Here is a 14,053-nt window from a genome sequence, read left to right as displayed (position 1 = left end):
TTAGGCAGCAGACTGGATTGCCGAAAGCTTCCAGTCATTGGCCGGCTTGCGCACGAAGGTCCAGACTTCCACAGTTTCGGTGATCGCATTCGGATCGCCATCGGCAACTTCGCCGGTCTTGCGGTCGCGCAGGAAATCGACCGAGGAGTAACGCATTGCGACCGTCGCAAATTCCTGACCGTTTTCACGCCAGGCTTCGGCAAGATCACCCTGCAGCAGGGTTACGTCGCGAACTTCGTTCTTCACGCCGTTGGTTGCGTTTTCACCCAGTTCTTCGGCCAGATAAGACATGGCCTCCGGCGTGGTGAGGTCACGCAGCTTGGCATAGTTTTCGTCTGCATAAGCACCCTGCACGTCGGTCAGCAGCTTTTCGAACTGGCCGAGGTCTCGGCTGGTGATGCCGATTTCGTCCGTATCCGGGCCTGCTTGGCGCGGAGCAGCCTGATGGCCACCACCGAATCCGCCAGCGCCGCCGCCGAGCGAACCGATCTTCGGGATCTGGAAACCGCCCTGATTCTGCTGCGGTGCCTGCTGATAGGCGTTGTTGTGCTGCTGTGCCTGATCATCAGAGCCGTAGCTGTTGCGGGCGTTACCGGCCGGACCGGCTGCTTGCTGCTGCTGGCGACGGGCAAAGAAGCGGAAGGCCAGCATTGCGAGACCAGCGATCAGCGCGATCTGCAGCAGCATTCCGAAGAAGCCGGCCATACCGCCGAAACCGCCGCCCATCAGCATGCCGAACAGGCCGCCGAGCGCAAGACCACCGAGAATGCCGCCAAACATACCACCGAACATGCCCGGACGGCGCTGCTGTGCTGCCTGCGCGCCCATGCCATTGGCAGGGCTTGCCGCATTCTGCTGCGTGTTCGGGGTCATCGAGCGGTTGATGCCACTGGCTGCACCCGGTGCAGTGCTGGTGGCCGGCGGTGCCGCGAATGTGCGCGTGCCGCGGCTGCCGAAGCTGGAACCGCCGCCGGCGCGACGCGCCTCCGCAAAATCGACGGCAGTTAGCGAAACTGCCATTCCGATCGTGACGATCGCGAAGAGTTTCTGGAAACGCCGAAGCTTGGATAACATAAAATTCTCCTCTGGCCGCCCGATGCGGTCCTTGCCCTGATATGGGGAGCCATGGCGGAAATTTTAGGACCTCCGTCAATTTTTCCCGCCCTAGTAGCTACAGAACTTGGCAACGAGAGCCAATTGATGAAAATACAACCAAGGGGCGTTTTTAAGCGTCATCCGATCACATAATCGTCAGCGAAGACAAAAAGGGCCCGGCGCGCGTAGCACCGGACCCTTTTTTTCATCTTCCCTGGGAGGAAAAATCGAGACGACCGCCGCTGGAATCGATGGTCGCGAATGAGTTTATTCTACGTTGAACACCAGCGGACGCGCCTGACGCACGGCCGGGTTGGCGGTCAACTTGGCCAGAACGTCTTCCGATACCGGGCCGTCGACATAGAGAAGCGCGATGGCATCGCCGCCGCCCACTTCGCGGCCAAGCTGGAAGTTGGCGATGTTGACGCCTGCGTCACCCAAAGTCGTACCCATGAAACCGATCATGCCGGGAACGTCGGTATTGGAGATGTAGACCATGTTGGCGCCGACATCGGCATCGAGGTTGATGCCCTTGATCTGGATGAAGCGCGGCTTGCCATCGGAGAAAACGGTGCCAGCAACAGAGCGGGTCTGCTTGTCGGTCTTTACCGTCAGCTTGATGTAACCGTCATAGACGCCGGTCTTGTCGCGCTTGACCTCGGACAGCACGATGCCCTTTTCCTTGATCATGATCGGGGCCGAAACCATGTTGACGTCGGCCACCTGGTTGCGGATCAGGCCGGCAAGCAGTGCGGAAGTCAGCGCGCGGGTGTTCATGTTGGCCGTCTGGCCATCGAACAGGATCTCGATTTCCTTGATCGGGTCATCCGAAACCTGGCCGACAAAGGCGCCGAGAACGTCGGCAAGACGAATGAACGGCTTCAGGATCGGCGCTTCTTCAGCGGTGATCGACGGCATGTTGATGGCGTTGGAAACCGCACCCTTGATCAGATAATCCGACATCTGTTCGGCGACCTGCAGCGCAACGTTTTCCTGCGCTTCCGTGGTCGAGGCGCCCAGATGCGGGGTGCAGACGACGTTGGGAAGGCCGAAAAGCGGGCTTTCGGTGGCGGGCTCGACTTCGAACACGTCGAAACCGGCACCGGCGACATGACCGGACTTGATGGCTTCGGCAAGCGCTGCCTCATCGACCAGACCGCCACGGGCACAGTTGATGATACGAACGCCCGGCTTGGTCTTGGCAAGGTTTTCCTTACCCAGGATACCGCGCGTCTTGTCCGTCATCGGCACATGCAGGGTGATGAAGTCGGCACGGGCGAGCAGGTCTTCCAGTTCAACCTTCTCGACGCCCATTTCTTGGGCGCGTTCAGCCGACAGGAAGGGGTCATAGGCGATGACGTTCATGCCAAGGCCGATCGCCTTGCGGCAGACGATGCCGCCGATATTGCCGGCACCGATGACGCCGAGCGTCTTGCCGGTGATTTCGACACCCATGAATTTCGATTTTTCCCACTTGCCGGCTTGGGTCGAGGCATCGGCCTGCGGCAGCTGGCGGGCAACGGCGAACATCAGCGCGATGGCATGTTCCGCGGTCGTGATCGAATTGCCGAACGGGGTGTTCATGACGATAATACCGCGCTTGGAAGCGGCCGGAATATCGACATTGTCGACGCCGATGCCGGCGCGGCCGATGACCTTGAGGTTGGTCGCGGCGGCGATCAGCTTTTCCGTCGCCTTGGTGGCCGAGCGGATGGCGAGACCGTCATAATTGCCGATGATCTCGGCAAGCTTGTCCTTGTCCTTGCCGAGTTTCGGCTGGAAATCGACTTCGACGCCGCGGTCGCGGAAAATCTGGACGGCGGTTTCCGACAATTCGTCGGATACGAGTACGCGAGGTGCCATGGTCTGGGCTCCTGAAAAAGGGTTCAGTCTTGAGAATGCGGGATGAAACGGTGCCGCCCTCGATGCGAGAGAAGCGCGGCACCGGAAATCAGATCAGGCAGCAGCCTTGGCAAGCGTGGCCTTCTGCGTTTCGAACGCATAGGTCAGCCACGGCATCAGCGCCTTCATGTCGGCCTCTTCGATCGTGGCACCGGCCCAGATGCGAAGACCGGACGGCGCGTCGCGGTAAGCACCGACATCAAGGGCAACGCCTTCCTTTTCGAGGATCGAGGTCACGCCCTTGGCAAAAGCGGCCTGTGCATCGGCATCGAGAGCGGCCACATCAGCGTCGGCGATCTTCAGGCAGACGGAGGTGTTGGAACGGGTCTCGTCGACCTGCGCCAGATTGGCGATCCAGTCGTTGGCCTCGACGAAATCGAAGATCACCTTGGCGTTCGCGTCGGCGCGGGCGATCAGGCCTTTGAGGCCGCCGACCGTCTTTGCCCAGTTGAGCGCATCGATATAGTCCTCGACGCAGAGCATCGACGGCGTGTTGATGGTCTCGCCCTTGAAGATGCCTTCGGACAGCTTGCCGCCCGAAGTCATGCGGAAGATCTTCGGCAGCGGCCAGGCCGGAACGTAGGTCGTCAGGCGTTCTACGGCGCGTGGGCTGAGGATGATCATGCCGTGACCGCCCTCGCCGCCCAGAACCTTCTGCCAGGAGAAGGTGACGACGTCGAGCTTGGCAAAGTCCATGTCCTGCGCAAACGCGGCAGAGGTGGCGTCGCAGATCGTCAGGCCCTTGCGGTCTGCCGGAATGAAATCGGCGTTCGGAACGCGGACGCCAGACGTCGTGCCGTTCCAGGTGAAGACCACGTCACGGTCGAAGTCGATCGTGGAAAGGTCCGGCAGCAGGCCGTAATCGGCCTCGATCTTGCGGACGTCCTTGAGCTTTAGCTGCTTGACGACGTCGGTGACCCAGCCGGCACCGAAGCTTTCCCAGGCGACCATGTCGACGCCGCGCTCGCCGAGCAGCGACCACATCGCCATTTCGACAGCGCCGGTATCGGAGGCGGGAACGATGCCGATGCGGTAATCCGCCGGAACGTTCAGGACTTCACGGGTGAGATTGATGGCCTGTGCCAGCTTGTCCTTGCCAACCTTGGCGCGGTGCGAACGACCGAGCGGGGCATCGGAAAGCGCTTCAAGCGACCATCCGGGACGCTTGGCGCAAGGGCCAGAAGAAAAATGAGTATTGTTCGGACGGATGTCCGGTTTTGCGGCGGCATTGGCCATATGTATACCCTTCCAGGTAATTGGCTCCTCGTTGGGGAGGAGTGTCCCGCCGATTGGGATATATTCGTCCCGTTTCACAGTCAAGCGGCGCATGTCGCAGAAGACGGATATTTTGCCGCGCCTCCACTAGATGCATGAAAGCAGGCATTTGCTCCGCCTGTCTCCCACGGTCCGGACAACTCAGCTTATAACGATGTTATCATTCTATTTTCCTGTCCGGAAAATCGCCGAGCCGATGGTATATCCGGCGCTTAGGTTGACGGTTTGGTCAGGGCCGTCCGATTCCAGTAGAAGTTTGGAAGTGACGACCGGCGAGCCACAATAGTCGAAAATTCCGTGGTCGATCTGCGTCTTCATTGCCGTAAGATAACCGTGCCGCTCATAAGTGCCGATATCTGCACCACCGATGCCGACCAGATGGATCGGCAGATGGCCGAGTTTCTTGATCACCTTTTCGCCGCTGTCATCATAGGCCCAACCATTGGCGAAAACCCGATCGATCCACCCCTTGAGAAGACCCGGCATCGCCCACCAGTAGATGGGGAACACCAGAACCAGGGCATCCGACCGATCGATTCGCTCCTGCTCGGCAACAACGTCCTTTGACGGCGCGCCGCTATGACGATGTGCAGCAAAGTCGGCGGAAGAAAATCGCGGATCGAACTCTTCAGCCGTAAGGTCGGCTATCTCGAATGTATTGCCGGAACCGGAATGAATTATGCCCTGCCCCACACGCCTCGCGATTTCATGACACAGCGACGTCGAAACGGGATGCGGTAAGACGATAAGCGCATGCATGCGGAACCTCCTGAGTGATCGCTCGAAACAAAAAAGCCGCCCGAAGGCGGCTTTGATGTTCGTGATACCAACTCACTTGTAGACGATCGGTTCCGGAGCCGGCTCGTAGGCCACAGGTGCATCACAGTTATTGTTGAACATATAACGGGCGCCGACGCGCGCCTCGTGGCTGTAGAAGCCCTTGTCGCTGCCAGGGCCGCCATTGTCGTCGTAACCGAACATGTCACCAGCCAGAGTGTGACGGAAGCGATAACCGACATCGGCCTTCAGGTTACAGGTCAGGTCGATCGCAGTGCCGGCCATGAACTGATAGGCCAGCCGCCATTTTGCCCTGCCCTTGTGGTCATTGCTGTAGCAGTCACCGCCAGCCGCCGGGTCGTCGCAGATCGTATTGCGCAGGTTACCCCACTTTACGTAACCGCCGCCGATACCAGCGCCGAGATAGGGCGTGAACAGACCGTATGTGCCGAGATCGACATAGGCGTTCGCCATCAGGTAATAGGCGCGAAGCGAAGCAACGTCACGCGAGGTGCAGGGCACGCCCACGCCGCACTCGCCGGTGGTCCCACCACGAAAGTCGGACTTGGTGAGGTAGTCGAATGTCAGGTCGGTGCGCAGGTAGCTGTTGACCTGATAACCGACACCCATGCCGAGCGCGAAACTGTCTTTCAACTCCGCACGGTCGAAATCGACACGATTGGCGTTCGATCCCTGGAAATATTCAGCGCCGCGAAGCTTGTTGAACGAATATGCGGCATCGCCCCGGAGATACCATCCGGTCGCTTCCTGCACCGTCACTTCCGGCGCATCCATGATCGGTTCCGCCGGCTGGGGCTGATAGAGGTCTGCCGACTGGGCAACGCCGGCCAGCAGCATTGCCGCAGCAACCGTGGCTGCAAGGCGCATCTTCATGTTCGCTTCTCCAAGCTTCGTCATGCATGGCGTGCCGCACGCACGACCACCCTATTTGGCATGGAGAATGAATGATAAAGGTTAAGCCCCACTTAACCATAGCCGTTTACCAATCTGCTCCATTGCGAAACAGAAGCGTTACTTGGCGCATCACGCAAAGTTCAGCATCACTTCAAGGGAGCCGATATCCTTTTCCAGCGTTGACATGCGCAACGCGAAAGGACCGGCATTGAAGCATTCGAAAGACGATGCGGGCAAATCGATGGTACACACCGTCGATGTCCCCCGACCCATCGCCGAGCATGGCGCCATCGGCAACATGCGCACGATCGCGCTCGTCGCCAAGGATTGCACGATCGACTACCTGTGCTGGCCGAACCTCGACAGCCCTAGCATATTCGCCGCTCTCCTCGACCCCGATCAGGGCGGCGCGTTCGAACTGACGCCGCAGATGGACGGCGCACGGCGCCTGCAGATGTACATTCCCGAAAGCAATGTTCTGCTGACCCGATGGCTCGGCAGTAGCGACAGCGCCGAGATTGTCGACTTCATGCCGCTGCCGCAAAACCTGGATGAGCCATCCTCTCTGATCCGCCGCGTGACGGTCACGCGTGGCAAGGTGACCTTCAAGCTGAAATGCTGGCCGCGATTCGATTACGCCCGCAACACGCCGAAGGTGAAGACCGGCAAGGGCCACGTCTTTTTCCATTGTGGTGATTTCACCCTTCGCCTGTCAGCCGCAGTGGACTTCCATGTCCAGCATGGAGCGGCCTTGGCGGAATTCTCGTTGAAATGCGGCGAAACGATCGACTTCACGCTGGATGGCGACGAGACGCGCAATGCGCCAGACACGCAAAAGATCGACGCCGTTCTTCGCGAGACAAATGCGTACTGGCAGGGCTGGGCCAAAAAATCCACCTATCGCGGTCGCTGGCGCGCCTCGGTTACCCGATCTGCGCTTACATTGAAAATGCTGACCTCAGCCGAATACGGCTCCATTGCCGCAGCCGGCACCTTCGGCCTGCCGGAGGCTCCGGGTGGCGAACGCAACTGGGATTACCGCGCAACATGGATCCGTGACGCATCCTTCTCGATCTATGCGCTGATGCGTCTCGGTTACCTCGATGAAGCCAATGCCTTTGGCCGCTGGATCAGCGAGCGGACAGACCGATCCGACGGTAATGTCCAGATCATGTACAATCTCGATGGCTCAAGGGTGGCGCGTGAGGAATCGCTCGATCATCTTCGCGGTTATGGCGGCGCACGCCCTGTGAGAATCGGCAATGATGCAGCCGGCCAGATCCAGCTGGACATCTACGGCGAACTGCTCGATTCCATTTACATCAGCAACAAATACGGCGGCTCCATCTCACATGAGAACTGGCTGAACGTCCGCAACGTCGTCGATCATGTCTGTGACGTGTGGCAGCAGCCGGATGCCGGAATATGGGAGGCGCGCAGCGAACCGCAGGAACATCTGCATTCCCGGCTGATGTGCTGGGTCGCCGTCGATCGAGCATTGCGCCTTGCTCAAAAGAGATCGCTGGCTGCCCCTTTTGCCCGGTGGATCGAAACCCGCAATGCGATTACCGAGGACATCTGGGCGAATTTCTGGAACGAGAAGCACGGCCATTTCGTCCATGCAAAAGGCGGCACGCAACTGGATGCCTCGATGCTGATGATGCCGCTCGTCCGCTTCATCAGCGCCACCGATCCGAAATGGCTTGCGACGCTCGACGCGATATCGCGCGAACTGGCTGATGACAGCCTCGTCATGCGTTACAAATGGCAGGATGGGCTGGACGGCAGAGAGGGTTTCTTCGGCGCCTGTTCATTCTGGTTCGTCGAATGCCTCGCCCGCGCCGGCCGATTGCAGGAAGCGGAGATCAACATGGAAAAGCTGCTGCTGTTCGGCAATCATCTCCAGCTCTATGCCGAAGAATTCGATCCTCGCGGCGAATTTCTCGGGAATTTCCCGCAGGCACTCACCCACCTCGCCCTGATCAGCGCCGCCTTTTATCTCGATGGCGCTCTCGACGGGAAATTCAGAGAGTGGCGGCCTTAGCCGCCATCAATATCAGGCGGCTTCGGACCGGACGTTTGCGATGACGTCGATCAGACCGTTGACGATCTTCTCAACCTGGCCGCGGTCGTCACCTTCCGCCATCACACGAATCAGCGGCTCTGTGCCGGACGGGCGAATGACGAGACGGCCCTTGGAACCGAGTTCCGCTTCTGCATCGGCAATCGCCTGACGCACGACGAGATCCTCAAGCGGCTTGCCACCCGAAAAACGAACGTTCTTGAGAAGCTGCGGCACCGGTTCGAACCGGCGGCAGACTTCGCTGACCGGTCGGCCAAGCTTCTTCACGCAGGCCAGGATCTGCAGCGCCGCAACAAGACCGTCGCCGGTTGTGCCGAAATCCGAAAGCACGATATGGCCGGATTGTTCGCCGCCGACGTTGAAGTCATGATTGCGCATATGCTCGACGACATAACGGTCGCCGACCTTGGTGCGGGCAAGCGTCAGCCCCTTGTCGTCGAGAAAACGTTCAAGACCGAGGTTTGACATGACGGTCGCAACGATGCCGCCACCTGTCAGGCGCTGGTCCTGCGCCCAGCTTTCGCCAATCACGGCCATCAGCTGGTCGCCGTCGATGATCTCGCCATTCTCATCGACGATGATCACGCGGTCCGCATCGCCATCCAGCGCAATGCCGATATCGGCTCGAACTTCGTGAACCTTCTTCTGCAGTGCTTCCGGGCTGGTCGATCCGCAGTCGAGATTGATGTTCGTACCATTCGGCTCGTTACCGATCGTCACAACCTCGGCGCCGAGTTCCCAGAGCGCCAGAGGTGCAACCTTGTAGGCGGCGCCATTGGCACAGTCGATCGCAACCCGCAGGCCATGCAGTGTAACGTCACGCGGCAGCGTGCGCTTGGCCTGCTCGATATAACGGTAAATGTCACCTTCTACGCGCTTTGCACGGCCGATATCGGCGGATTTCGCCAACTGGGCATGAAGGTCGCTGTCGAGCAGATCCTCGATGCGCATCTCCAGTTCGTCGGAAAGCTTGTAACCATCGGGACCGAACAGCTTGATGCCGTTGTCCTCGAACGGGTTGTGGGATGCCGAGATCATCACGCCGACGTCTGCGCGCAGCGACCTTGTCAGCATGGCGACGGCCGGCGTCGGAATTGGACCCAGAAGGAAAACGTCGAGGCCCGCGGCGGTAAAACCGGCCACCATTGCGTTTTCGAGCATGTATCCGGAAAGACGAGTGTCCTTGCCGATCACGACACGGTGACGGTGGCTGCCGTTGCGGAAAATGGTGCCGACGGCAATGCCGACCCGCATTGCGAGATCGGGCGTCATCGGGAAGACATTCGAATGCCCACGGATACCATCGGTACCGAAATAGCGGCGTGCCATGTAATCTCCTTCGTCATCGCGCGATCCTCGCGCTGCGGGACAGGATCAACCTATGGCCCGCTGCCGCGTCTTCTGGGATCGGCATTTATCCGGCTCATGCCACAGTCACGCGGCCCAAGCACTTAAATTAGCGTCAAAGCCGATCATATCCCGTGACCGGATAAGTCATCGTTAACATAAAATGGCCGCCGTGGATCACTCCACGGCGGCCATGTTCAGTTCCTATAGTTCACTCAGTGCGGCTGCGGCTCGAGGCCGGCTTCAGGCTCACCGCCCTTGGGCTCGTCCTTCTTGGCACCGGTCGATGGCACGGCCGAACCTCGGTTCGGCGCCGAATCGTCACCAAGATCGCGTGCCGGCTTTTCGCCCCTGATCAGCGCCTTGATCTCTTCGCCGGTCAGCGTCTCATATTCCAGCAGACCCTCGGCGATCGCCACGAAACCATCGTGATGGTCGGTAAGGATCTGACGGGCTTCCTGATAGGCCTCATCGATGAGGCGACGCACTTCGGTATCGATCTTCTGTGCGGTCGCTTCGGAGACATTCTTCGACTGCGACACGGAATGACCGAGGAAGACTTCCTGCTGGTTCTCACCATAAGCGACCTGGCCGAGCACGTCGGAGAAGCCCCACTGCGTCACCATCGCACGGGCAAGCTTGGTCGCCTGCTCGATATCCGACGACGCGCCGGATGTGATGTTCTCCTTGCCGAACGTCAGTTCTTCGGCGACACGACCGCCCATCATGATGGTCAGCCGCGACACCATCCACTTGTAGCTCATCGAATAGCGGTCGCCTTCCGGCAACTGCATGACCATGCCGAGCGCACGGCCGCGCGGAATGATCGTCGCCTTGTGCAACGGATCGGCAAGCGCAACCTTGAGAGCCGTGATGGCGTGGCCGGCTTCGTGATAGGCGGTGAGCTTCTTTTCGGCCTCGGTCATGGCGGAGGAGCGGCGCTCCGCACCCATCATGATCTTGTCCTTGGCGTCCTCGAATTCCTGCATGGTGACGAGGCGCTTGTTGCGGCGCGCAGCCATCAGGGCAGATTCGTTGACGAGGTTCATCAGGTCGGCGCCGGAGAATCCGGGCGTACCGCGAGCCAGAACCTTGAGATCGACGTTCGGAGCAAGCGGTACGTTGCGGGCATGAACCTTGAGGATGCGCTCGCGGCCGACGATATCCGGGTTAGGCACGACGACCTGACGGTCGAAACGGCCTGGACGCAGCAATGCCGGGTCAAGAACGTCTGGACGGTTGGTTGCGGCGATCAGGATCACGCCTTCATTGGCTTCGAAACCGTCCATCTCGACCAGCAACTGGTTGAGCGTCTGTTCGCGCTCATCGTTACCGCCGCCGAGGCCTGCGCCACGATGACGGCCAACGGCGTCGATTTCGTCGATGAAGATGATGCAGGGTGCGTTCTTCTTGGCCTGCTCGAACATGTCGCGCACACGCGATGCACCGACACCGACGAACATTTCGACGAAGTCCGAACCGGAAATCGTGAAGAACGGCACATTGGCTTCACCGGCAACCGAGCGGGCAAGAAGCGTCTTACCGGTACCCGGAGGGCCGACGAGAAGCACGCCGCGCGGAATGCGTCCGCCAAGGCGCTGGAACTTCTGCGGGTCGCGCAGGAATTCGACGATTTCCTCGAGATCCTGCTTGGCTTCATCCACACCGGCAACGTCTTCAAACGTCACGCGACCGTGCGCTTCGGTGAGAAGCTTGGCCTTGGACTTTCCAAAACCCATGGCGCCGCGGGATCCGCCCTGCATCTGACGCATGAAGAACAGCCAGACACCAAGGATCAGAAGCATTGGCAACAGCGTGCCGAGATAGCTGAGGAAGCCGGACGAACCATCCGTTTCGGGCCGAGCGACGATGGTGACGTTCTTCTCCTGCAGGCGCGACATCAGCGAGTCGTCGATTACAGGCGAATAGGTCTGGAAGTTCTGGCCATTCTCGGCATAGGTGCCCAGGACACGGTTGCCCGTCACCACGACATCGCGAACGCGACCTGTATCCACATCCTTCAGAAACTGCGAATACGGAACTTCGCGTGAACTGGTCTGCGACGGCGCCGTCTGGAACATGCTGAACAAGGCGATCAGCAAGAGGGCTATGATAGCCCAGAGGGCAAAATTACGGAAATTTGGGTTCATCGAACTCCCCGGAATGCGATGGCTGCCGCTGAAGCGACCGCCTTACTTGCCCATAACATAAGGTTGCGTCACGCCCTTGCCAAGGCAAGGCGACCTCGCCGTTTAGCTTTTCCGCTCGAAAACCTTAATTGGAGCGGCGGGAAACTCATCACATCCGAACGAAAGTCCCAACTCAGACGCCAGAATAAGATCAAACTGCGGCAAAAAACGGTCGTAGGGGGCGAGGATCGGCTCGGCGATCACACTCGCTTTATTGATTCCGTTCGATGACGGCGCAGCAGCTGTGATGTCGGGCATCACACCCATAGCTCGCATGGCGATGGCCGGAGGTGCGTCGGGGAACAGTGCGATTGCCAGATTGCGGTCCGCAGAACTCGCACCAACCGTGACAAAATCATCCGACAGGTTTCCAATCCGGTAGCGTCCGTCCCACACAACAGTTTCACCTTCGTCAACCCTGGTCACGACCTGATCCCGGTTTTCGCGATGCATGAAAAGACCCTGTCGCCTGAGATCGAACATCACGCGCCCCGCCGTCGTTCGCCCCATATGGCGCCCATCGAGCATTGCCATGACGCGATCCATCGTCGTGGCCGCAGGCAAATGCTGCCGCCCACCGAGAATGGCAGCCAGATTTGCCAGCAGGTGACGTAATGTCTCGGACTGTTCGCTCAAAGCTTCGGGGGCAAGCCGGGCCAGAACACCGTGCTCGACGCGCAGATGACGGCGGGCAAGTTCGGCAGCCTCCTCGGCAAGCCGACTACGCCGCCGCGCTGCAGATTGAATGGCCTCCAGCAGCGCATCAGACCGATCCACCAGACTTTCCCGCACCCGAACGCGCTCGTAGTGACGATCGGCATTGCTCGGATCGTCGGCCCATCCCCTGCCCTGTCGAAGCAGGAAGTCACGGATTGCCTCACGCCGCGTCGCAAGAAACGGGCGCAGCAACCAGCGGCGCCGATCAAGAAGCACGGCTTCAGCCATGCCTGCCAAGCCGAGATTGGACTCCGAGTCACTGCGGGCAGCACGCATGCTGACCGTCTCTATCTGGTCGTCGAGCGTGTGGCCGGTGATGATGACGTCGGCATCGAGCGAATCGGCAGCTTCGATCAGCAATCGATAGCGCGCGTCTCTGGATGCCGCCGAAATACCGGATTTCGGTTTTTCGCCATCCCAGCGTCGGATGATGTGAGGAATGGACAGCTCTGCGCAAAGCCGGAAGACGGCATCGGCCTCATCGGCAGCCTCAGGCCTAAGTCCGTGATCCACGGTCGCGGCCACCAGCTTGTGGCCATGTCGCGCATCTGCAGCAAGTACCTGATGAAAAGCAAGAAGAAGGCCGATCGAATCGCTTCCGCCGGAAACCGCGGCAAGGATCGTGCTCGGGCCCGCCAGTCGCGCAATCAGCGCCTCGGCAGCCTTACAAGGAGAAGAGCTCTGATCTGAGAAAGTGGGCACGGCGCTGCCGCCTATCAGCAACCGAGACGCTTCTGTTCGCTGCTGACCTTCGAAAGCACCGCCTTGGCGGCACTTGGATAGCGGCGCGGCACCTCTTTCAAGGTCGCGCAGGCAGTTTCGTTATTGTCCAGCGCGGCAAGCGACATGCCGAGCTTCAGCAGCATTTCCGGCGCCTTGGGCGATTTGCCGTAGGTCTGGTGCGCATTGAGGAAGGTCTTCGCCGCCTCGTTATATTTGCTCTGCGAATATTGCGCTTCGCCGAGCCAGAAATTTGCGTCAGCAAGGCGGGTACTCTTCGGATAGGCGGAAATGTAGCTGGAGAACTCGGTCTCAGCGAGCTGATAGTCGCCCGTCAGCACATGGTCGTAGGCGATCTTGTAGGCATCGCTTTCGCTGCCGAGTGATGCTGTCTGCTGCGGATCTCTCGGCGATGTCTGGCCGGAACGGGGCTTGCCCATCTCGACACCCGGCAAAGCCGACGAATTTCGAGCATCATTGTTGCGGTTCGCACCGACCGGGTTGCCGTTCTGATCGAATTCCATCGAGCCGAGCGTGGTCGGAGCCGGCGCAGAATTGCCCTGTGGAGCGCCGCCTGCTCCGTTATCGGAGGGAGTTTCGATGATCCGGGCGACATCGTCGCTACTGGACGAGGATTGTGGCGGAGTAGACGGCTGAGAAGAGGAAGGGCGGCTGGACGCCACGGCCGGTTGCCCGGTCGTGTCGCCCAAATCGCTTCTCTTCTTCTTTTCCAGTTCCTGGAAGCGGAATTCGTTATCTTCCTGCGTCTTGCGCAGTTGCTCCTGCATTTGCAGCAGCTGATAACTCATTTCCTCGATACGGCCGTTGAGCTGCCGGATCTCTTCCTGGAGTTGCTGGCCACGAACGGCGTCATTGCTCTGCGCCAGGATCACCGGCCGTTCTTCGGCCTGTGGCTGTTGCGGAGCACTGTGCTCGCCTTGGAAGAGTTTCGGCAATGAGAGTGAGAAGGCCCCTGCGGGACCTGCCATTGCCGCCAGCCCTAGCATCGCTGCCAAGACAATTTTCTTCATGT

General features: G+C 59.6%; 10 protein-coding genes. 1 reads left to right on the top strand and 9 read right to left on the bottom strand.

Features of this window, described 5'->3' with window-relative positions:
* From FHP24_RS15925 to FHP24_RS15905, 5 genes are all read right to left on the bottom strand, one after another.
* Positions 1–1,074 carry a Tim44 domain-containing protein gene (locus tag FHP24_RS15925; RefSeq protein WP_139677212.1) on the bottom strand — a complete coding sequence of 358 codons (1,074 nt, stop codon included), beginning with the start codon at positions 1,072–1,074 and terminating at the stop codon, positions 1–3.
* A 288-nt stretch (positions 1,075–1,362) separates the two neighbouring features.
* Positions 1,363–2,958: a phosphoglycerate dehydrogenase gene (gene serA, locus FHP24_RS15920; RefSeq protein ID WP_139677211.1), complete on the bottom strand. Its 1,596-nt coding sequence runs from the start codon at positions 2,956–2,958 to the stop codon at positions 1,363–1,365.
* Between the two features lie 93 nt (positions 2,959–3,051).
* Entirely contained in the window at positions 3,052–4,233 is a 1,182-nt protein-coding gene (locus FHP24_RS15915; protein ID WP_139677210.1) for a phosphoserine transaminase, read from the bottom strand.
* Positions 4,234–4,437: 204 nt separating this feature from the next.
* Positions 4,438–5,031: an NAD(P)H-dependent oxidoreductase gene (locus FHP24_RS15910; RefSeq protein WP_139677209.1), complete on the bottom strand. Its 594-nt coding sequence runs from the start codon at positions 5,029–5,031 to the stop codon at positions 4,438–4,440.
* A gap of 72 nt (positions 5,032–5,103) precedes the next feature.
* Positions 5,104–5,943: an outer membrane protein gene (locus tag FHP24_RS15905; protein WP_139677208.1), complete on the bottom strand. Its 840-nt coding sequence runs from the start codon at positions 5,941–5,943 to the stop codon at positions 5,104–5,106.
* A gap of 229 nt (positions 5,944–6,172) precedes the next feature.
* Here FHP24_RS15905 and FHP24_RS15900 point away from each other — a divergent pair, with 229 nt between their 5' ends.
* Entirely contained in the window at positions 6,173–8,008 is a 1,836-nt protein-coding gene (locus FHP24_RS15900; RefSeq protein ID WP_246091777.1) for a glycoside hydrolase family 15 protein, read from the top strand.
* A 12-nt stretch (positions 8,009–8,020) separates the two neighbouring features.
* On the opposite strand, the gene glmM is transcribed toward FHP24_RS15900, so the two are convergent.
* The 4 genes from glmM to ybgF form a co-directional block, all read right to left on the bottom strand.
* A complete protein-coding gene (glmM, locus tag FHP24_RS15895) occupies positions 8,021–9,376 on the bottom strand; it encodes a phosphoglucosamine mutase (protein ID WP_139677207.1) in 1,356 nt (451 codons plus the stop codon).
* A gap of 233 nt (positions 9,377–9,609) precedes the next feature.
* The gene (ftsH, locus tag FHP24_RS15890) at positions 9,610–11,544 is read right to left on the bottom strand and encodes an ATP-dependent zinc metalloprotease FtsH (RefSeq protein ID WP_139677206.1); all 1,935 of its coding nucleotides are present in this window, start codon (positions 11,542–11,544) and stop codon (positions 9,610–9,612) included.
* 102 nt (positions 11,545–11,646) lie between these two features.
* Positions 11,647–13,002: a tRNA lysidine(34) synthetase TilS gene (gene tilS / locus FHP24_RS15885; protein WP_180356024.1), complete on the bottom strand. Its 1,356-nt coding sequence runs from the start codon at positions 13,000–13,002 to the stop codon at positions 11,647–11,649.
* 14 nt (positions 13,003–13,016) lie between these two features.
* Positions 13,017–14,051 carry a tol-pal system protein YbgF gene (gene ybgF / locus FHP24_RS15880; protein ID WP_139677204.1) on the bottom strand — a complete coding sequence of 345 codons (1,035 nt, stop codon included), beginning with the start codon at positions 14,049–14,051 and terminating at the stop codon, positions 13,017–13,019.
* Positions 14,052–14,053: the final 2 nt, after the last annotated feature.

The sequence above is a fragment of the Aliirhizobium smilacinae genome, from assembly GCF_006335145.1.
Classification (GTDB): domain Bacteria; phylum Pseudomonadota; class Alphaproteobacteria; order Rhizobiales; family Rhizobiaceae; genus Neorhizobium; species Neorhizobium smilacinae.
Note: the sequence above shows the minus strand (reverse complement) of the source record. Positions and strands in the feature narration are given on the sequence as shown.